The organism is Leucobacter rhizosphaerae (assembly GCF_022919175.1).
Lineage (GTDB): Bacteria > Actinomycetota > Actinomycetes > Actinomycetales > Microbacteriaceae > Leucobacter > Leucobacter rhizosphaerae.
In genome coordinates, this window is sequence record NZ_CP095043.1 from 1731266 (window position 1) to 1751566 (window position 20301).

At 70.1% G+C, this 20301-nt stretch carries 18 protein-coding genes and 1 tRNA gene; 8 read left to right on the forward strand and 11 right to left on the reverse strand.

The features are described from left to right. Window positions 1-48: 48 nt before the first annotated feature. Together mtnB and mtnC are read right to left on the reverse strand one after the other, a co-directional pair. On the reverse strand, window positions 49-708 hold the full coding sequence (gene mtnB, locus MUN76_RS07985; RefSeq protein ID WP_244683813.1) for a methylthioribulose 1-phosphate dehydratase: 660 nt from the start codon (window positions 706-708) through the stop codon (window positions 49-51). Further along, window positions 705-1415, reverse strand: coding sequence for an acireductone synthase (mtnC, locus tag MUN76_RS07990; protein ID WP_244683814.1), 711 nt, complete (start codon window positions 1413-1415; stop codon window positions 705-707). The genes mtnB and mtnC overlap by 4 nt, the downstream gene beginning before the upstream one ends. Window positions 1416-1619: 204 nt before the next feature. Here mtnC and MUN76_RS07995 point away from each other — a divergent pair, with 204 nt between their 5' ends. The 4 genes from MUN76_RS07995 to MUN76_RS08010 all read left to right on the forward strand — a co-directional run bounded on the left by MUN76_RS07995 (window position 1620) and on the right by MUN76_RS08010 (window position 5006). After that, on the forward strand, window positions 1620-2843 hold the full coding sequence (locus MUN76_RS07995) for a pyridoxal phosphate-dependent aminotransferase (protein WP_244683815.1): 1224 nt from the start codon (window positions 1620-1622) through the stop codon (window positions 2841-2843). A gap of 13 nt (window positions 2844-2856) precedes the next feature. Beyond that, window positions 2857-4095, forward strand: coding sequence for a cation:proton antiporter domain-containing protein (locus tag MUN76_RS08000; protein WP_244683816.1), 1239 nt, complete (start codon window positions 2857-2859; stop codon window positions 4093-4095). A 10-nt stretch (window positions 4096-4105) separates the two neighbouring features. Next, window positions 4106-4193: transfer RNA gene (locus tag MUN76_RS08005), tRNA-Ser, on the forward strand. A gap of 174 nt (window positions 4194-4367) precedes the next feature. After that, on the forward strand, window positions 4368-5006 hold the full coding sequence (locus MUN76_RS08010; protein WP_244683817.1) for a lipase: 639 nt from the start codon (window positions 4368-4370) through the stop codon (window positions 5004-5006). A 157-nt stretch (window positions 5007-5163) separates the two neighbouring features. Here the strand turns inward: MUN76_RS08010 and MUN76_RS08015 are convergent, their stop codons facing one another. The 3 genes from MUN76_RS08015 to MUN76_RS08025 all read right to left on the reverse strand — a co-directional run bounded on the left by MUN76_RS08015 (window position 5164) and on the right by MUN76_RS08025 (window position 8996). Further along, on the reverse strand, window positions 5164-6375 hold the full coding sequence (locus MUN76_RS08015) for a glycosyltransferase (RefSeq protein ID WP_244683818.1): 1212 nt from the start codon (window positions 6373-6375) through the stop codon (window positions 5164-5166). Window positions 6376-6377: 2 nt separating this feature from the next. After that, window positions 6378-7565, reverse strand: a complete 1188-nt coding sequence (locus MUN76_RS08020) for a glycosyltransferase (protein ID WP_244683819.1) — start codon at window positions 7563-7565, stop codon at window positions 6378-6380. A gap of 117 nt (window positions 7566-7682) precedes the next feature. Next, on the reverse strand, window positions 7683-8996 hold the full coding sequence (locus MUN76_RS08025) for an MFS transporter (RefSeq protein WP_244683820.1): 1314 nt from the start codon (window positions 8994-8996) through the stop codon (window positions 7683-7685). Between the two features lie 133 nt (window positions 8997-9129). On the opposite strand from MUN76_RS08025, the gene MUN76_RS08030 reads away from it, so the two are divergent. Beyond that, entirely contained in the window at window positions 9130-9441 is a 312-nt protein-coding gene (locus tag MUN76_RS08030; RefSeq protein WP_244683821.1) for a helix-turn-helix domain-containing protein, read from the forward strand. A 531-nt stretch (window positions 9442-9972) separates the two neighbouring features. Here the strand turns inward: MUN76_RS08030 and MUN76_RS08035 are convergent. From MUN76_RS08035 to dnaK, 5 genes are read right to left on the reverse strand one after another with little or no spacing between them, the layout of a single operon-like run. Further along, the gene (locus tag MUN76_RS08035; RefSeq protein ID WP_244683823.1) at window positions 9973-11187 is read right to left on the reverse strand and encodes a class I SAM-dependent methyltransferase; all 1215 of its coding nucleotides are present in this window, start codon (window positions 11185-11187) and stop codon (window positions 9973-9975) included. Beyond that, window positions 11175-11582, reverse strand: a complete 408-nt coding sequence (locus MUN76_RS08040) for a heat shock protein transcriptional repressor HspR (protein WP_244688720.1) — start codon at window positions 11580-11582, stop codon at window positions 11175-11177. Before MUN76_RS08040 ends, MUN76_RS08035 begins: the two co-directional genes overlap by 13 nt. A gap of 39 nt (window positions 11583-11621) precedes the next feature. After that, entirely contained in the window at window positions 11622-12590 is a 969-nt protein-coding gene (locus MUN76_RS08045) for a DnaJ C-terminal domain-containing protein (protein WP_244683825.1), read from the reverse strand. Beyond that, the gene (locus tag MUN76_RS08050; protein ID WP_244683827.1) at window positions 12583-13239 is read right to left on the reverse strand and encodes a nucleotide exchange factor GrpE; all 657 of its coding nucleotides are present in this window, start codon (window positions 13237-13239) and stop codon (window positions 12583-12585) included. The genes MUN76_RS08045 and MUN76_RS08050 overlap by 8 nt, the downstream gene beginning before the upstream one ends. 2 nt (window positions 13240-13241) lie before the next feature. Continuing rightward, window positions 13242-15107: a molecular chaperone DnaK gene (dnaK, locus tag MUN76_RS08055; RefSeq protein ID WP_244683828.1), complete on the reverse strand. Its 1866-nt coding sequence runs from the start codon at window positions 15105-15107 to the stop codon at window positions 13242-13244. A 227-nt stretch (window positions 15108-15334) separates the two neighbouring features. Between dnaK and MUN76_RS08060 the strand changes: the two genes are divergently transcribed. The 3 genes from MUN76_RS08060 to MUN76_RS08070 are packed head-to-tail and all read left to right on the forward strand — an operon-like array spanning window position 15335 to window position 19177. Continuing rightward, window positions 15335-16678 (forward strand): MFS transporter, encoded by a 1344-nt coding sequence (locus tag MUN76_RS08060; protein WP_244683829.1) that lies wholly within the window; start codon window positions 15335-15337, stop codon window positions 16676-16678. A 5-nt stretch (window positions 16679-16683) separates the two neighbouring features. After that, on the forward strand, window positions 16684-17886 hold the full coding sequence (locus MUN76_RS08065) for a PQQ-binding-like beta-propeller repeat protein (protein ID WP_244683830.1): 1203 nt from the start codon (window positions 16684-16686) through the stop codon (window positions 17884-17886). 4 nt (window positions 17887-17890) lie between these two features. Continuing rightward, a complete protein-coding gene (locus MUN76_RS08070; RefSeq protein WP_244683831.1) occupies window positions 17891-19177 on the forward strand; it encodes an ATP-dependent DNA helicase in 1287 nt (428 codons plus the stop codon). On the opposite strand, the gene MUN76_RS15560 is transcribed toward MUN76_RS08070, so the two are convergent. After that, a complete protein-coding gene (locus MUN76_RS15560; RefSeq protein ID WP_346730369.1) occupies window positions 19174-20274 on the reverse strand; it encodes a biliverdin-producing heme oxygenase in 1101 nt (366 codons plus the stop codon). The genes MUN76_RS08070 and MUN76_RS15560 overlap by 4 nt on opposite strands. Between the last annotated feature and the right edge of the window lie 27 nt (window positions 20275-20301).

The window sequence follows — 20301 nt, forward strand, 5'->3', positions numbered from 1 at the left end:
AGGTTGCAGAATTCAATTGTGCACGCGCGGCCGACGCCGCGCACGCCGTCAGCGGGTCGCGGCCCGGATCCCGACTTCGTAGCGCAGCAGCCACTCGGTGATCTCGAGGTGATGCCGCGCGGCCTCGACGGTCGCACCCCAGGCGTACATCCCGTGCCCGGCGACGATGATCGCCGGCACCTCGGGCACCTCGGGAGTCGCCTCGACGTACACGGCGTCGAACCGGGCCGCCTCGACGGTCATGTCCTGGTCGTTCGCGATGACCGGAATCCGCACCGTCGTGTCGTGCGCCGGGTGGCCGATGCCCTTCAGCATCTCGAGGTCGCGGATCTCCACGCCCTCCGGCCAGAGCTGGCCCGCGATGACGGCGTCGAGGGCGTGCACGTGGAAGATCGCCTGCGCGCCCGTGCGTGCGGCGATGTGCGCGTGCAGCCCCGACTCGGCGGAGGGGCGTCTCGGATCCTCGACGTCGGCGCTCTTCCCGTCCGCGTCGACCAGCACGACGTCGCGCTCGGTGAGCTCGGACTTGTCGAGGCCCGAGGCCGTGACCGCGAGTCGCAGCGGGTCGCGGTCGAGCACGAGCGAGAGGTTGCCGGCGGTGCCGCGCATCCAGCCGTTGCCCGCGAACCGGGCGGCCTCGAAGGCGAGTGCGGCGCCGGCCTCGCGCAGCTGCAGTTCGGAGATCCGAGGGGTGGTCAGTGTCGTCACGGGGTGACCTCGATCTCTGCGAAGCTGGCGGCGGAGGGAGCGGCGAAGTCGGATCCCGCCCACGGCTCACCCGGGCGGTCGAGGGCCACGACCTGCCACCCGGCGGCGAGCGCAGCGGTGACCTCCTCGGGGTGGTCGGTGAGGAACAGTGCGCGCGCGGGATCGACGCCGAGGGCCTCCGCGATGCGCGTGTACGAGGCGGGCTCCTTCTTCGGGCCCGCGTTCACGGTGTCGAACCACGCCTCGACGAGCGGCGCCAGATCTCCCTGCGGGGCGTGACGGAACCAGGGCTGCTGCGAGGCGATGGACCCCGACGAGTAGACGGCGAGCCGGATCCCGCGCTCGTGCCACGCGTGGAGCTTCGGGGCGACGTCCTCGAAGAAGTGCGAGTGGATCTCGCCCGCGGCGAACCCCTCGGCCCAGATGACCCCCTGGATCGTCTTCAGCGGCGTCGACTTCACATCGGAGGCCATGAGCTCGCGGAGCGCCTCAGCGACCTCGGCGTCGCTCGCGTTCGTCGCGAGCCCGGTCTCGGCGATAGCGTGCGCACGCGCCTCGGGGATCGGGGCATCGTGACGCGCGAGGGTCGCTTCGAGCCGCGGCCTGGCGTAGTCGTACAGATCACCGAGGATGAACCCCGCGGCACTCGTGGTGCCCTCGAGGTCGACGACCACCACGTCGGCGGAGAGGTGCGGGGTGGTGGTCATGCGTTCTCCAGAGTGCGGGGGCAGGGGCCCGGATCACGCTACCAGCGGATCAGCGGGGCGTCGCCCGCGTTACGCCGCGTTGCAACGCCGCGGCGTGGCCCGCCGGGTCACCCGCGGCGTGGCCCGCCGGGTCACCGGCGGCGTGGCTCGTGCGGACGCCCGCGGCGTGGTCCGCGGAACGCCCGCGCCCGTAGACTGGGCGACGTGAATCCCCGATGGCGCGCAGTCGCAGAGGCAGCCGGTCTGGCCTCCCCCGATGGAACCACCCGACCCACCATCTTCGCGGAGATGACGGCCCTCGCCGCCGCCACCGGCGCCGCGAACCTCGGGCAGGGGTTCCCCGACGCCGACGGGCCGGAGTGGATCCGCGAGGCGGCCGTCACCGCGATTCGGGACGGCGCGAACCAGTACCCGCCCGGTCGCGGGATCGCGCCGCTGCGCGAGGCGATCGCGGCGCACCAGCAGCGCCACTACGGGCTGACGTTCGACCCGGCTCGGGAGATCCTGGTGACCGCTGGAGCCACGGAGGCGATCGCCTCCGCGATCCTGGCCCTCGCGGGACCGGGCGACGAGGTGCTCACCATCGAGCCCTTCTACGACTCATACGCCGCCGGGATCGCGATGGCCGGGGCGACGCACGTCACGGTGCCGCTCGTGCCCGATGCGACCGGGTTCCGCCTGGACACCGACGCACTGGCCGCGCGCGTGACCGAGCGCACCCGGCTGATCCTCGTGAATACGCCGCACAACCCGACCGGCACCGTGCTCAGCCACGCCGAGCTCGATCAGATCGCGGCCGCCGCGACCCGGGTCGACGCCGTGGTGATCACGGACGAGGTCTACGAGCACCTCACGTACGACGGACAGGTCCACACCCCGCTCGCGACCCTGCCGGGGATGGCGGAGCGCACCCTCACGATCTCCTCGGCCGGCAAGACCTTCTCGTTGACCGGGTGGAAGGTCGGCTGGGCGTGCGGCCCCGCCGAGCTCATCGAGGCGCTCCTCGCTGTGAAGCAGTACCTCACCTACTCGGGCGGCGCACCCTTCCAGCCGGCGATCGCGCGGGCTCTCTCCGAGGGGGACGCCGACATCGCCGAGCTGCGCGACTCGCTCAGCGCCCGGCGGGACCTGCTGATCACGGGCCTGCGGTCGAGCGGCTTCGACGTCGTCGTCCCGGGCGGCACCTACTTCGTCTGCGCCGACGCGACCCCGTTCCTGAGCGACACGGTGCCGGACGGTGCGGCCTTCGCCCGAGCGCTGCCGGAGCTCGCGGGCGTCGCCTGCGTGCCGATCTCGGCGTTCTGCCGCGACGGGTCGTCCACCGCCGCCGCGCTCGCGCCGTGGGTGCGGTTCACGTTCGTCAAGGATCAGGCGACGATCGAGGACGCGATCGCGGGGCTGCGGACGCTCACCGCCGTCGAGCACTAGGCGGAGGGACGGCATGGTCATCCTCCTGGTCTGCAGCATGGTGTCGATGCTGCTCTGGTCGCTCGTCAGCGAACGTCTCCGGCGCTGGCACGTCTCCGGCCCACTCGCGATGGTCGCGACCGGACTCGTCATCGGGTTCATCCTTCGCGAAGACGTCGCCGAGCACCTGAACACCGACCTCGCCGAGCGCACCGTCGAGATCATCCTGGCGCTCCTCCTCTTCGTCGACGCGACGGAGGTCCGCGGCGGATTCCTCGGCGGTGAGCGGAAGATCGTGGGCCGGCTGCTCGGGATCGCCCTGCCGCTCTCCCTCCTCGTGACGGTGGCGGTCGGGATCCCGATGCTCGGGGTGACGTCCATCGGAGTGGTGCTCGCGATCGCGTGCATCGTGCTGCCGATCGACTTCGCGCCCGCGGCCGAGATCCTGCGCGACCCGGGCATTCCGCGCCGACTGCGGCACGGCCTCGCGGTCGAGAGCGGCTACAACGACGGCATCTTCTCCCCGCTGTTCGCGTTCGCGCTGCTCCTCCTGGGCCTGCCCGGGCACACGACGTCGCCGCTCGAGGCGCTCGAGGACGCCGTGCCGGCCTTCGGCTTCGCGGTGCTCGTCGGGGTCGGGATCGGTGGCCTCACCGGGCTGCTCGCCCGCGCCGCCTCGCGCCGGGAGTGGGTGACGAGCCACGGGTTGCGGATCGCGATGGTGCTGATCCCCCTCGTGACCTACGCCGCCGCGACCGCGATCGGCGGCAACGGCTTCGTCGCGGCGTTCCTCGCAGGGATCGCCTACAAGATGACCCGGCTGGGCAGAGCGCACAGCCACGACGACGTCGCCCACTCCGAGCTCTCGCTCGTCGACGAGATCGGCCAGATGTCGGCGCTTGTGATGTGGAGCATGTTTGGCGTGGTCACCGCGCTGGTGTTCTTCACCCCGTTCGAGTGGGCCTGGGTGGTCTTCGCACTCCTCGCGCTCACGGTGTTCCGCGCGATCCCCGTCTACGCGGCGTTCCTGGGCAGCGGCTTGAGCCTGCGCGAGCAGACCGCGCTCGGTGTGCTGGGCCCGCGCGGCACCTCCAGCGTGGTGTTCGGGCTCCTGGCGTTCAACGCGATGCGGGATGACGACGCGTATGCCGCGATGTACGTGATGGTGATGACCGTGCTGGGGAGCGTGATCCTCTACGGCGTCTTCGGGGCGCGGGCGGCTCGGCGGCTGGTCGGCCCAGGCGCGCGCGAACGGGGTTCCGGATCCATGTAAGATGGTTGACGGAAGTATGTCCGAGTGGCCTAAGGAGCACGCTTGGAAAGCGTGTAGGGTGCAAGCCCTCGCAGGTTCGAATCCTGTTACTTCCGCCAGAACTGAGGCCCCCGGACCATGTCCGGGGGCCTCAGTCATTCCTGAGTGGTTGCGGTGCGTTCGAGAAAAATCACGGCTCGACTTGAAAAGTAACGGAACGGTAACGCATACTAGGTGAGGCGCACGGGCCACGGCCCGGCGTTTTTTGTTGGACAACCCCCGGAGTTTTACGCGTGCGAGTACCTGTCAAGGCGTTTGTGGTCAGCTTGATCGCTTCTGTGACCTTCGCCTTTGGAGCGGCCCCCTCGGTGGCCGCGGAGCCGATCGAAGACTTCTCCTCCTCCGCTGCCGCCGTGCAGCCGACGACCGTTGTCTCTCAGACTCTCGACACCACGAGCGATGCGCTCGCGGGCGAGGCGATCAAGTCCGTTCTCGAGATGGAGGAGATCGCGAAGGTCCCCCACAACTTCGATGTCGAGGCGACCATCGCCCTCGCGAAGAGCGAGGTCGGCACGAGCCGCCCCACCGGCTGGAGCCAGCCGGGCGAGTGCATCATGTCGGCGCAGCGCTGGATCCGCGCGGGCGGCGGCAACTGGACCGGTGGCGGCGATCCCGTCTCGAACTACAACACCGCGACGCGCATGACCCTCGCGACCGCCGCTCCCGGCGACATCATCCAGTACGAGTACATCGAGTCGCCCTCGTCGTGGGTCACCGGTGTCCACACGGTGCTGATCACCGGCGTGAACCCTGATGGCACCTTCTCGATCGTCGAGTCGAACAACCCCGGTGGATCCGGCCTCGTCGGCGAGAACGACAGCTGGACCCCCGCGCCGCCGGCCGGCTTCGAGGCCGTCGTCTGGCGCTTCTAGCACTGCGCAGTCTGGGACTGCGGAGGGGCGGGATGGGCGTTGAGCCCGTCCCGCCCCTGTCTGTTTGCGGCCTGCGCTCCTCACACTCTCTTGGGGGTGAGCGATAGCTGGGCTGGGTGAGGGAAATCTTCCCGGAAATCGCTCACACCCCCAGACGTCAGGCCCGCGCGAGCACCCGCTCGTACAGCGCGATCATGCGCGCCGTCTGCGACGACTGCAGGAACCGCTCCGACTCCGCATCGGGCACCCGGAGCGCACCGGGATCCGCCGACAGCGCCGCCACGGCGGAGCGCAGCGTGTCCGCGAGCGCCGACACACTCGCGTCCTCGACCCGCCACTCCGGGCGCACCGCGACGTCGTCCGCGATCTGCGGATCGCAGAAGATCGTGGGCGTCCCGAGCGCGGCCGCCTCGAACGGGGTGAGCCCCTGCGTCTCGAACCCGATCGATGTCTGCACGAGCGCATCCGCGTCCCGCATCGCCGCAAGCGCCTCCGCGTACGGCACCGGGCCGGGCACGGTCACCCGATCCGCGAGCCCCAGCTCGGCGATCCGCTTCGTCACCTTCGGCAGCAGCAGCCCCGCCCCGTGCAACGCGACGTCGGCGTCGATCCCCGACTCCCCGATCGCCTCGATGAACTCGAGCACGCGCTTCTCCTGGCTCATCCGCCCGAGCCAGATGAGCTTCGGTCGTGACCGCTCGCTGCGCGCGACGGCACGGACGGAGGTGATCGCCGCGTCATCCACACCGTTGGGCGTGACCTCGATGCGATCCGCGACCCCGGCGGCCCGGAGCTCTTCGGCGAAGTGGCGCGAGGGCGCCATGACCATGCTGGCTTCTGCCGCGAGTTCCGCCAGGTAGCGCCAGGCACCGCGTGACGCGCGGTCGACTCGGCCCCGAGTCCGGCCCAGCGCCAGCGCCCGCCACGCGCGGAGCCCCTGGAAGACCACCGGCGCGAGCGGGGTGACGGCGCGGGTGCCCTCATCGACGTGGTTGTGCATCGTGTGCAGGATCGGCACCCGCAACCCGCGGGCGGCGCGGATCCCGATGAGCGCGCCCCAGAAGTCCCCCTGGATATGCACCAGATCGATCCTTGGCCGCGCGGCCAGCGCCGCGGCCAGCGCCCGATCGGTGCTGGCGCCGGGCCAGCTGATGCCGTACTCGCGATCCCGCGTGATCGGCCACGACGGCAGGTCGACGTACGCATCTGCGTCAGCCGGGTCGACGGTGTACCCGGGCCGGTGCAGAGCCGGCGCCGCGATCGTGACGCGGTGCCCCGCGCGCTCCAGGAACCGCCGCTGCAGCCGGATGGCCACCTGCACCCCGCCGAGCGAGTCGGCATGCTGATCGGTGACGATGAGGATGTGCACGGTCAGCTCGCGACGGGCTCGCCGCGGTAGAGCGCCTCGAAGGTGTCCAGGGTGCGATCGATGTCGTGGACCTGCACGGCGTCGAGGGACGCCTGCTGCATGCGCAGGTACTCCTCGCGCGGCATCGTGAGGATCCGCTCGAGGCGGTCGGCCAGTTCGCGGTCGTTGCCGGGCTGGAACAGGTACCCGTTCTCGCCGTCGCGCACGAGGTGCGGCAGCGCCATCGCGTCGGCGGCGACGATCGGGAGGCCCGAGGCCATGGCCTCCATGGTGGCGATGGACTGGAGCTCGGCGACCGAGGCGATCACGAAGATGCTGGCATTGGTGAGGGACGCCCGGAGCTCCTCGTCGGTGACGCGGCCGGTGAAGGTCACACGCGAGGCGATCCCGAGCTCCGTCGCGAGCTTCTCGAGCTGCTTGCGCTGATCACCGTCGCCGACGACGGTGAACGTGACGTCGAGCGACGGATCGAGCCGCGGGATCGCGCGCAGGATCACGTCGATCTCCTTCTCGAGCGTGACCCGTCCGACGAACACGAGGCGGTGCGACGTCCGCTCGGTGAGATCGGGCGTGTAGTTCGAGGCGCGGAGTCCGCAGCTCACCGGGCGCACACCACGCCGGTGCGTGTTGCGCTCGAGGAAGTCGGCCGCGCGCTGGGTCGGGGTGGTCACCGCGGCGGCGTGCTTCAGGATCCGGTCGGCACCCCGCCACCCCCACCGCACGAAGGCGCGCTTCGCACGCTCCGGGAGGAGGGTGAAGTCGAGCACGTTCTCCGGCATCACGTGGTTCGTGGCGATGATCCGGATCCCGCGCTTCGCGCCCTCGATGGCGAGCGCGCGCCCGATCACGATGTGGGACTGGATGTGGATCACGTCGGGCCGGACGCGGTCGAGGAGCTTCCGCGCGTAGCCGCGCGCCCGCCACGGCAGCACGAAGCGCAGCCAGTCGTGCGGGTACCACCGCCAGCTGGCCCAGCGGTGCACGGTCATGCGCTCGCCCTCGATCGTCTCGACGAAGGTGCCGGCCTTTCGGTGGGTGATCGAGGGGGCGACGACGTGCACGTCCTCGCCGCGCTGCACGAGGCCGGCGGCGAGGCGCTCGGCGAAGCGGGCGGCGCCGTTCACGTCGGGGAGGAAGGTGTCGCAGCCGATGAGGATGCGGAGCGGCGCTGGGCGATCGGTGGTGCTCACGGTGTGCGGGAGTCCTTCGGTCGGGTCGTCGTTCGCCGGTGGGAGAACGGTTCCCAGTGTAGGCAGCGCCACCGGAGAATCCCCCGAACCCCGCCGCGCTCGCGCAACAGCGGTCGGCTACCGACGCATTCCCCGGGCCCGCGGGATGTAGCGCGGCACCCACCGCGCGAACCCGGCGACGCCCAGGATCGCGAGCACGCCGGTTGCGGCGCTCGCGATCGGCAGGGAGGCGACCGAGATCGCCGAGACCGCGAGCGGTGCCGCAGCGCCCCCGAAGTCCACGAGCGTGCGCCACGCGGCGAGGAATGGAGCCGGGTTGTTCATCGGAGCGAGGTCCGCGCCGAGCGTCAGGACGATCCCACTCGACAGCCCGTTGCCGATCCCGATCACCACGGCACACGCGATCAGCCACCCGACCGCCCCCGGCACGTCGTGGGTGAGGGAGAGCACGAGGAAGCTCAGGGCCATCGCGGCGGTCGCCGGGAGCGCCGCCCACAGGCGCCCGAACCGGTCCATGACCTGCCCGCTCGTGTAGAACAGCGCGAAGTCGATCGTGCCGGAGATGCCGACGACGAGGGCGATCCCGGGGGCGTCCATGCCGATCGAGAGGCCCCACAGCGGCAGGAAGACGTCCTTCACCGATCGTAGGCCCGAGAGGATCGCCGCGCACCCGCCCACTCGCAGCAGGGGTGCGTGGCCCGCGCGGATCGCGGCCAGGATGCCGCCGGGCCGCTGGTCCGGGTTCGGGATCGCCGTGTTCGGGATCCCGGTGCCTCCCGTCGCGGATCCGCCTGTCGCGGCGCCGCTCGGTCCGGCACCGCCCGACTCGGTTCCGCCCGACGCCGCGAGTGGCACCAGCCGTTCGGGATCCGGCGCAAGGCCCACGAGCAGGGCCGCGAGCACGAGACACCCCATGAACGCCCAGATCGTGGCGCCGGGGTTGCCCGTCAGCGCGACGAGGGCGGCGGCGAGAAACGGCCCGGCGAAGCGGCCGAGACGATGCGAACCGCCGATGAGGGAGAGCGCACGGGCGCGGAAGGCGACGGGCACCCGCGTCGTCATGAAGGAGTGACGGGCCAGGCCGAAGGTCGCGGCGGCGAAACCGACGACGAACACGGCGAGGCCGAGCAGCGCGGGGGTCGGCGCGAGGGCGATCCCGATCGTCGCCACCAGGGCGACCGCGGCAGCGATGAGCATGGCGATCCGCTCGCCCGCCCGTGACACCACCCAGCTCGCCGGCAGGTTGCCCGCGAGCTGACCCACGACCACCGCGGACGCGATGAACCCCGACAGCCCGAGGCTGGCGCCCATCTGGACCGCGATCACCGGGATGAGCGGCAGGACCGCGTACTCGCCCAGCGTGAACAGGATCGTGGGTCCGTAGATGCTGGGCGCGAGCTTCAGCAGCAGCGCGGAGTTCGCGTTCGACATGGTGTCTCCACAGTAGCGCGGGGCACGGAGGGGCCTGGGGACTGGGACTGAAAAAGCCATGAACGCCCTACACATGAATGAGTGGGGCGCACACCCTCTGGATCTTCGCGCACAGGTCGAGCACGCTGGTTTGGTGCCCAAGACTCACTCCGCCGCAGCCGTGGAAATCGGCCGACGCGTGCGCGCGGAGCGTCAGCGGCTGGGCATCTCCCTCGAGGATCTCGGTGAGCTCTCGGAGATGGGCGCGACGAGCATCGGACGGATCGAACGCGGTGTATCGAGCCCGTCGGTCGAGACGATCATTCGAATCTCGGCGGCGCTCGAGGTCGAGCCGGGGCGATTTCTCTCCGGAGTCACACCCGAGGATTACGGGATCCGGCCGCGCCAGGTCACGGTCAGGGACCTGATCCGGGCCCGCGAGCAGCAGAACCACCGCCAGGCCTAGGAGCCGGGCGCCGCTGGCCGCGCCGCTGTCGTGGCGTGACGTGGCGTCCGCCACCCTGCGTCGCCGCACTCCCGCGCCGCTTCGGTGTGCAGTACGGCACGCGAATCAGCTCCGAAAGGTGCACATCTGCACTCCAACGGGCGCGGGGGAGTTCCCGGTCCGCCCCACTTCCGACCGCCCCCGCCCCACTTCCGCGTGAACGCACGGACACCGCGGGGCGGCGCGCACGGTGTTGTTGCGCTCACTCGAGCAGACCAGCCGCTCGACGTCGGAGCGGGCGCGCGAGGAATCCTCGGATCGTGCACCTCACGCGGTGCACGCACGCCAGGCGGTCGGATTGGTGGGAATTCGACCGCACGAGAGGTGGGAGCCGCGTGACGGGCCGACCCGCGTGACGGGCCGGGCCGCGCGGCTCAGGTACAGTCGGGCCAGGGACAGAAAGATCCCGGGCATACGAGTCCCGGGCATACGAGTGCCGGCAAGAGGATCCCGGGCAGTCCGGGCAGAAGGGCGCCGGGCGGAACCGCTCGCCTACCGACGGGTCGCGGCGAGCACCGTGAAGGTACGATCCCGGGCGACCTGCCGCACCGGGCCGATCACCTGCTCCACCAGCGACCGGTACCCCAGGTGCGAGTTGAAGACCAGGCGGAGCTCCCCGCCCGGGGCGAGCGCCCGCGCGCACGAGCGGATGAGCCGATGCGCGACCCCCGCGTGCACGGTCGCACCCGTGTGGAACGGCGGGTTGAGCAGGATCAGATCCGCCCAGCCGTCGGGCACGGCCTCCGCTCCGTCTGCGCGGTACACGGTGATGCGATCCGCCACTCCCGCGGCGGTTGCAGTCGTCCGCGTCGCCGCAACGGCGGCCGACGACTGGTCGGTCGCGATGACCTCGGCATCGGGCCATCGCAGGGCCGCGGAGACGGCCAGCACCCCGTTGCCGCAGCCGAGGTCGACGATGCGGTGGGGATCTCGGTCGCCACCGAGTGGATGCGCGGCCGACGCCGCGAGTCCCGCGAGCAGCAGTCGGCTGCCGTGATCCAGCGTCGGCCCACCGAAGGTCGCGCCGTGCGCGGCGATCCGGAACGGCAGCTCGGGATCCGTGCCCCAGCGCGGGTACGCATCGGCGGGAACCGGGAGCGGATCCCGCGCGGTGAGCACCCGCGCCTTCTGCCGCCCGAGCCCGGCCGTGACCTCGCCGAAGGAGCGCGCGAGCACCTCGTTCATCGAACGGGTCATGTGCTTCACGCGCCCGCCCGCGAACACGACCACGGAGGGTTCCGCCCAGCGGGCGATCGCCGCGGCGATCTCGTCGAGCGCGTCGAGTCCTCGGGGCAGCTGCAGCAGCACGACGCGCGCACCGTGCAGCAGAGACTCACCGAGGTCGTCGTGAGAGACGACCACGGCCGAACCCGCGAGATCAGGACCAGACCCCAGCCCGAGCGCCTCGGCGTTCCGCGCCATCGCGCGCTCGCCGAGCAGCGCGTCCTGATGGGAGCGGATGCCGAGCGCGCCGAACAGCGCGGCGGCACCGAGCGCGAGCGCCCCGTGCCGATCCCCGATCACCACGAGCTCACCCGGCGCGAGCCCGCGGATCGCGGGCTCGGCCGTCTCGAGCAGCAGGAGGTCCGCCGTGTCGTAGGCCTGGAGCTCGGGGGCGTCCAGGTCCGGTTCGCGGGAGAGCCGGGCACACAGCGCCCTGATCTCACCCGCACGTTCGTCGGGAGACGCGGCGCCTACGGCTGCCACACCACGACCTCGGCGTTCCGCCGAACCCGGGTGCCGCGTCGCAACGTGACGACCTCACCGCCGCTCGAGCCCGCCGCGAACACCCGGCGCTCCGGGCGCTTCAGCATCTCGTCGGAGAGCGCGCGCTCGAGCTCCCGCACGCGGCCCTCGAGCTCGCGCACGCGATCCTCGAGCTGCAGCACGCGCCGGATGCCCTCGAGGCTCAGACCCTCGGCCGAGAGCCGAGCGACCTCGCGCAGCTGCGCGACGTCGTGGAGCGAGTAGCGACGGGTGTTCCCGCGGGTGCGCTGCGGCGATACGAGCCCGATCCGGTCGTACTGCCGCAGCGTCTGAGGATGCATCTCGGCGAGTTCCGCCGCCGCCGCGATCGCGAAGACGGGGGTGAACCGATCCATCGATGTGGCCATGATGCTGTCCTCTCCGATCTCGGCCGGTTATCCGCGTGCGCGGGCGAGCAGATCCTCGCGGGGGTTCTCGTCGGGCTCGACCGCGCGGAATGCCTCGAGGGCCTCGCGCGCCTCGTCCGAGAGGTGCGACGGCACAACGACCTGCACCTCCGCGAGGAGGTCACCGGTGCCCTTCGCGCTCTTCACCCCGCGCCCCTTGACGCGGAGCACCCGACCGCTCGGGGTCCCCGGCTGCACCTTGAGACGCACCGGCGCCCCGCCGAGCGTCGGCACCTCGACGGTCGCGCCGAGCGCGGCCTCCGAGAACGTGACCGGCAGCTTCAGGCGGAGATTCTGCCCATCGCGCTCGAACACCGGGTGCTTGCGCACGCTCACCGTCAGGATGATATCGCCGGCCGGGCCGCCGTTCGGGCTGGGTTCGCCCTTGCCGCGGACCTTGATCTTCTGGCCGTCGGCGACGCCCGCGGGAATCTTGACCTTGACCGACCCGCTCTGGGCCTGCAGTGTGACGGTCTTGCCGTTCACCGCGGTCTCGAAGTCGAGCGTCGTCGACGCCTGGATGTCGCGCCCGGGCTGGGGGCCCCGGGGGGCGCCCCCGCCGAACATGCCGCCGAAGAGATCCTCGAACCCCTGCGCGCCACCCTGCTGGTAGCTGTACTGCCCGCCGCGACCCCCGGGGGCGCCGCCGCCGAACATGCCGCCGAAGACGTCCTCGAAACCCTGCGCGCCGCCGCCGCCCGAGGTGAATCGGGCTCCGCCCGCACCCATGGCACGGATCTGGTCGTACTCCGCGCGCTGCTCCTTGTCGGAGAGCACGGAGTAGGCCTCGCTCATCTCCTTGAACTGGGCCTCTGCCGCCGCATCGCCCGGATTGGAGTCCGGGTGATACTTCCGCGCGAGCTTGCGGTAGGTCTTCTTCAGCTCAGCGTCGGACACGTCCTTGGACACGCCGAGGATCTGGTAGAAGTCCTTTTCGAGCCAATCCTGACTAGCCATCTGCCCCCACCGCCACCGCTACTTTTGCGGGGCGCAACTCGACCTCACCGAGGCGGTACCCCCGCTCGATCACATCGAGCACGGTCTGCTGCTCCGTGCCGGGGACCGGCACCTGCGCGATGGCCTCGTGCACCTGCGGGTCGAACGCGTCGCCCACCGCGCCGAAGGTCTCCAGACCGTAGCGCTCCATGGTGCCACGGATCTTCTGAGCGATCGTCGCGAAGGCCGTGCCCTCGACGAGGTCGCCGTGCTTCTCGGCACGATCGAGATCGTCGAGCACCGAGAGCAGCGGCGTGACCGCCGAGGCGATCGCGCGCTGCTTCTCGATCACGGCGTTCGCCTCCGTGCGCTTCCGGTAGTTCGCGTACTCCGCGGTGATCCGTCGCAGATCTTCCAGGTAGAAGTCCTCGGGGGCGCCGGAGCCGGCCGACTCGGCCTGCACGGCGTCGTCGGTCTGCTCCGCACCCAGGATGTCGTCGACGGTGAGTCCCGCATCGGCGGAACCGGAGGTGTCCTCGGCGTCTGAGCCGAGCGGCCCGGTGGATGCAGCGCCCTGCGCTGCATCCTGGCCCGGGGCCGCCGATCCCGCTGCAGGAACCTCGTCACCGTTCGGGTGTTCCCCGTGCTGGCGCTGTTCCTCGTTCGACATCGTTACTTCTTCTCCTCGGAGTTGTCTGCCTCGTCGTCCTCAACGACCTCGGCGTCCACCACGTCATCATCGTTCGCGCTCTCACCGGCGGCGCCCTCAGCGGGTGCCTCGGCCTGCGCGGCGGCGTAGATCGCCTCGCCGAGCTTGCCCTGGCTCTCGCCCAGCTTGTCGGCGGCGGTCTTCACCGCCTCGTCGTCATCACCGGCGAGCGCCTGCTTCAGCGCGTCCAGGTCGCCCTGCACCTCGGTCTTGACGTCCTCGGGCAGCTTGTCCTCGTTCTCGCTGATGAGCTTCTCCACCGAGTAGGCGAGCTGCTCGGCGTTGTTGCGGGTCTCGGCGGCCTCGCGGCGCTGCTTGTCCTCCGCAGCGTGCTCCTCGGCCTCGCGCACCATGCGCTCGATATCGTCCTTCGAGAGCGTCGATCCACCGGAAATGGTGATCGTCTGCTCCTTGCCGGTGCCCTTGTCCTTCGCGGACACCTGGACGATGCCGTTGGCGTCGATGTCGAAGGTGACCTCGACCTGCGGGATCCCGCGCGGAGCCGGTGCGATGCCGGTCAACTCGAACGTGCCGAGGTTCTTATTGTCACGGGTGAACTCGCGCTCGCCCTGGAAGACCTGGATCGCGACGGAGGGCTGGTTGTCCTCGGCCGTGGTGAAGGTCTCGGAACGCTTGGTCGGGATCGCGGTGTTGCGCTCGATCAGCTTCGTCATGATGCCACCCTTGGTCTCGATGCCGAGGGACAGCGGGGTGACGTCGATGAGCAGCACGTCCTTGCGCTCACCCTTCAGCACACCGGCCTGCAGCGCGGCGCCGACGGCGACGACCTCGTCCGGGTTGACGCTCTTGTTCGGCTCCTTGCCGCCCGTGAGCTGCTTGACGAGCTCGGTGACCGCGGGCATGCGGGTCGAGCCGCCGACGAGCACGACGTGCGCGATCTCGGAGACCTTGACGCCGGCCTCGGCGATGACGTCCTGGAACGGCTTGCGCGTGCGCTCGAGCAGATCCTTGGTGAGCTCCTCGAACTTGGCGCGGGTGAGCGTCTCATCGAGGTTCGCCGGACCGTTCTCGGTGAGCGAGAGGTACGGCAGCTGGATCTGGGTGCTCATCGAGTTCGAGAGCTCCTTCTTCGCCTGCTCAGCGGCCTCCTTGAGGCGCTGCAGCGCGATCTTATCTTTCGCTACGTCGACGCCGGTCGAGTTCTTGAACTGCGTGATCAGCCAGTCCACGACGCGCTGATCCCAGTCGTCGCCGCCGAGGCGGTTGTCCCCGGAGGTCGCGCGGACCTGGATCGTCGAGAAGTCGTCGTCCTTGCCCACCTCGAGGAGGGAGACGTCGAACGTGCCGCCGCCGAGGTCGAAGACGAGGATGAGCTCGTCCTCCTTGCCCTTGTCGAGGCCGTAGGCGAGTGCGGCCGCGGTGGGCTCGTTGATGATGCGGAGCACGTTGAGGCCCGCGATCTCACCGGCCTCCTTGGTGGCCTGGCGCTCGGCGTCGTTGAAGTAGGCGGGGACGGTGATGACCGCGTCGGTCACCTTGTCGCCGAGGTAGGTCTCGGCATCGCGCTTCAGCTTCATGAGCGTACGGGCGCTGATCTCCTGCGCGGTGTAGCGCTTGCCGTCGATCTCGTCGGTCTTCCAGTCGGTACCCATGTGGCGCTTGACGGAAGCGAGCGTCCGATCGACGTTCGTGACGGCCTGGCGCTTCGCGGTCTCGCCGACGAGCACCTCCCCGTCCTTGGTGAATGCAACGATCGACGGGGTCGTGCGGAACCCCTCCGCGTTTGCGATGACGGTGGGCTCGCCGCCCTCCAGGACTGCGACGACCGAGTTCGTGGTACCGAGGTCGATGCCAACTGCACGGGACATGTGTTCTCCTTCGTAGTGCTAGGTTCGGGATCGCGCGTTCGCGCACCCCAGGTCTCGGGCCCACCCCGCGGCTTGTGTCGCGCATACAGGTTGAGCCGTATGCACTCAAGTTTATCGAACGCGTGGATACAGTCAAGTCGGATCCCGCAAAGTTGAGTCGCTTCCACTCAACTCTCAGGATCAACTTTTCTCCCGCTCGCGGGCCCCTCCACGCTACGCTGAGCGGCATGAGCCAGCACTCGCCGCAGCCCGCAGCCGACTCGTCCGACGCGGGCCGCGGAACCCGGCCCGAGGTCGTTCGCAAACGCACCGTCTTCGCCTGGTCCCTGTGGGACTGGGGCTCCGCTTCCTTCAACGCCGTCGTCACGACCTTCGTCTTCACCGTCTACCTCACCTCGGGCTCCTTCGGCGAGGAGGCGGAGGTCTCGGTGAAGCTCGGCACGACCCTCGCGATCGCCGGCGTCGCGATCGCACTGCTGGCCCCGGTGCTCGGCCGCCTCACCGACGCGACCGGGCGCAGGAAGCAGTGGCTCGGCATCAACACCGCCATCGTCGTCGCCTGCACGGCACTGCTCGTGCTCGTCGCCCCGGAGGAGCAGTACCTGATCCTCGGCCTCGTGCTCCTCGCGGTGGGCAACGTCGCCTTCGAGTTCGCGAGCGTGAGCTACAACTCGATGCTCACGCAGCTGGCGACTCCCGCGACCATGGGTCGGGTCTCGGGCGTCGGCTGGGGCATGGGGTATCTCGGCGGGATCGTGCTGCTCACGATCCTGCTCGTCGGCTTCATCTTCCCCGATCCGGGCTGGTTCGGCGTGACGAGCGAGGGTGCCTGGAACATTCGGATCGCCATGGTGCTCTCGGCCGCGTGGTTCGCGGTCTTCGCGCTGCCGGTATTCTTCGCGATCCCGGAGGTGCCCGCCGACACCGCGAGCCCGGTGCACGGCCTCTTCTCCGGGTACCGGGAGCTGTTCCGCAGCCTGCGAGGTCTCTGGCGCGAGTCGAAGCAGACTCTCTTCTTCCTGCTCGCGAGCGCGGTCTTCCGCGACGGGCTCGCCGGCGTCTTCACGTTCGCCGGGGTGATTGCGGCGCGATCCTTCGGGTTCGACGCCACGACCGTGATCATCTTCGCGATCGCGGCCAACGTCATCTCGGGTGTCGCGACCATTCTGGGTGGCATGTTCGAGGATCGCTTCAGCGCGAAGGGAGTGATGGCCGCCTCACTTGTCGCCATGGTGATCGGCCTCATCCTCGTCTTCGTGCTCGCCCCGCTCGGTCCCTGGGTGTTCTGGACCTTCGGTCTGATGTCGGCGGTCTTCGTCGGACCGGTGCAGTCGGCGAGCCGCAGCTACCTCGCGAAGCTCATTCCGCCGGGGCGCGAGGGCGAGATTTTCGGGCTCTACGCGACGACCGGACGCGCGGTCTCGTTCCTCGCGCCCGCAGCCTTCACCGCCGCTGTCGCGCTCGGCGGCAGCTCGCTGTTCGGGATCCTCGGCATCGCCCTCGTGCTGCTCATCGGCATGGTGCTCCTCCTGATGGTGCGCGACACACCCGCGACCCGTGTGGCAGTCTGAGAGGCATGCATTTCCAGGCGACTCCCGCGGCCCGTCGACCCGTTGCACTCCGCGCCCTCGCGCTGATCGGGGGTGCGCTCATGCTCGCCGGGTGCACGTCGGGCGCCTCGGAGGCTCCGCCGTCCGACCTCACACAGCTCGAGCTGCACCCGGTGGGCGATCCGGGTCGATGGTTCGACAACGGGTACGCCGACGGCGTGGTGGCCACGTACGCGACGGCGAACACGGTCTGCGGGATCGCCGACGACCTCGTGATCGAGATGCAGGCCGGGCCGAATAACGGTTCCCGGGTACTCGCGCGACCGCTCGCGGGCGGCGACGTGCGCTGGGAGGCTGACGATGCGCGGTGCACTCCCGGCGCGATCCTGGACGGGTCCGCACTGATCGCACGATCGTGGACCAGCGAGCCGGATTGGCAGATCGTCGATGCGGCGACGGGCGAAACGACCAGCGACCTCGCGCTGGAGAACGAGCGGAGCAGCGTGAAGCTCGTTGCGCAGATCGAGGATCTGCTCGTCCTCTCGAACGCCGAGGGCGCACTCTCCGGGTTCCGGGGCGGGGCGCCCGTGTGGACGACGATGGTGCCCGCGAACGCCACGATCACTCCGCTGGACGACGGCCACCTCGGGGTGCTCGACGGGCTGGACGATCGCCTCGTGATCGTCGACGGGAGTTCCGGCGACACGGTCCTCGAGCAGGACGTCGAGCGCGCCGACGGGATCACCTGGGCGAGCGACGGCTACGTGGAGCGGATCAACCAGTCGGATCCCGAGTACGCCTTCTTCGACGTCTCGGGCACCGAGGTCGACCGTACGGTCGGATCCTCGCAGTATCGATTCGTCCCCTCCCCGGAGAGCGGCATCACCTTCCCCGTCGCGGACCACGTCGCCGCCGGCGGAGTCGTCGGCGTGAGCGCCGACGGGATCCCGAGCCTCTACCAGGACCAGCGTCAGCGCGACTTCACTCCCGAGGGGAGCATCGAGCTGCCCGACAGCATCATTGCGCTACGCGGGATCAGCGCCGACGGCGCGCTGCTCCTGTTCCGCACCGACGCCGATGGCCTCATCTTCGTCGACGGCACCGGCGCGGAGGTGTTCACCTGGCCCATCGCGTCGGGCGAGCTCAGGATCGAAGCCGGGCTCCTCGTGGTGGAGTCGGGACCCACCACACAGGTGCTCCTGCCCGCCGGGATTTCCCCAGTAGCCTAGTCGGGTGGCACGACCAGACCTTTCCGCCGAGCAGCTCGCCGTCTACGAGCGCATCGAGCACACCCGCGAGCACATCTTCGTGACGGGTCGCGCCGGCACCGGCAAGTCCACGATCCTGAACCATCTCGCCTGGAAGACCAGCAAGATCATCGCGGTCTGCGCTCCGACCGGGGTCGCCGCACTGAACGTCGGCGGGCAGACGATCCACTCGCTGCTGCGCCTCCCCACCGGCGTGATCGCGGACCAGGAGCTCGACCAGCCGGCCGAGCTCAAGAAGATGCTCGCGTCGATCGACACTCTGGTCATCGACGAGGTCTCGATGGTGTCGGCCGACCTCATGGACGCGATCGACCGGTCACTGCGGCTCGCCCGCGGCAAGAAGCACGATCCGTTCGGCGGCGCGCAGATCATCATGTTCGGCGACCCGTTCCAGCTGCCGCCCGTGCCGCCGCGCGATCCGCACGAGCGCGCCTACTTCGACGACACGTACCGCTCGCTGTGGTTCTTCGACGCGAACGTCTGGAAGAGCGCGCCGCTCTCCGCGGTCGAGCTCACCGAGGTGCATCGGCAGCGCGACGACCGCTTCAAGCAGATCCTGGGTGCGGTGCGGCACGGTGTCGTCGCCGAGGATCAGGCCAACGAGCTCAACGCGGCGGGATCCCGCACCGCACCGCGCGACGTCATCACGCTCGCAACCACGAACGCCGTGGTGAACCGCATCAACGCGGAGCGGCTGGCGGAGATCACCGGGGCGCCGCTGCGGGCCGTCGCAGAGATCAACGGGGAGTTCCGCGAGAACACCTACCCCGCCGACGAGGTGCTCGAGTTGAAGCCCGGCGCGCAGGTGATGTTCCTGCGCAACGACCCCGACGGGCGCTGGGTGAACGGCACGATCGGCACGGTGTCGCGCGTCGACGGCACGGTGTGGGTCGAGGTGGATCGCGAGGAGTTCGAGGTCGAGCCGACGACCTGGGAGCGGTACCGGTACCGCTACGACGCCGAGACGAAGAAGCTCGAGAAGGAGGTCGTCGCGGAGTTCGAGCAGTTCCCGCTGCGGCTGGCCTGGGCGGTCACCGTGCACAAGTCGCAGGGGCACACCTACGACTCCGCCATCATCGACCTCGGTCCGCGCGCGTTCAGCGCGGGGCAGACCTATGTGGCGCTCAGCCGGGTGCGGTCGCTCGACGGCCTCTTTCTCCGCCGCCCGCTGCAGCCGCGCGACGTGATCGTGGATCCGAACGTCGTGCGCTTCATGAGCGAGGGCGGCGTCGCCGGAGGGCTCGGGGGTTAGGCTGCGGCCTTCTGCCGGCCGAGGTCGGCGAACACCGCGGTGTTGAAGGCGTACGCGGCGCGCACCTCGTCGAGCATGCGGGTGCGCTCGGCATCGTCCAGCTCGGCGCCGAGACGGTCGAGCGCGGCTCGGTACTCGTTCTTGAAGCCCGCGATCGAGCCGAGCGCGCTGAAGTCGTAGAACTCCACGCCACCGTCCGCGAGGTCGTGCTGCTTCGCGACGAGCTTCGCGATCATCTGCCCACCCGAGAGGTCCCCGAGGTAGCGCGTGTAGTGGTGCGCGACGATGCCGGGCACCCAGGCGTCGTCGGCCACCTCGCGGATCCTGGCCGCGTAAGCCGCGGTCGCCGGAGTGGCAACGATCCGGTCGCGCCAATCGGCACCGACGAGCGCGACGAGATCGGCCTCGAGCGCGGGCATGCGGGTGAGCGCCGGCACGTGGAACCCGGCGAACGCCGGATCCTCGGCGACGCGCTCCGCTGCGGCCTCGAGTGCCTCGTACATGAAGAAGTGCTGCGCGACGAGGTCGATGTAGTCCTGCTTCGTACCGCGGCCGCGCATGATGTCCTCCATGAAGGTCGCACCCTCGCTGTCGGAGTGATCGGACCAGGAGGACTCGCGGATCACGCGGGAGAAGGGCGCCTCGGCGCCGTCGTCAGCGCTGTCGGAGCTCGTGTGACCGTGAGCGCCGCCGTGGCCGTGCGCAGCGCCGTGGCCGTGGCCACCGCCATGACCGTGGGCAGCGGCATCACCGTGGGCATGGGACGCCTCGCCCTGCGCCGCGTCCGCGGCGGGCTGGTGCTCCTCGCGGGCAGGCACGCCGAGCGTCTCGCAGGCCGCGTGGTAGAGCGCGACGATCTCGCGACGGATGTCCGGGCGCTCGGCGATCGGCCCGTTCGGCCACGCCACCTCGAGGTCGTGCGCCCCGTCGGCGTCCTCGACCCGCCAGAGCCCCGCGTCGTCGCGGAGTCCGACCATGGTGCTCGCCGTCGCCTGCGGCCGCCCGAACGCGCGCGCGATGAGGAGGTTGTCTTCGGGGTGATCGCCGTTCATGTGGCCGACAACGGCAGAGATTACGGCATCCGGAAAATTCGTCACCGTGCGAGTCTATCTAAGGATTGCCTC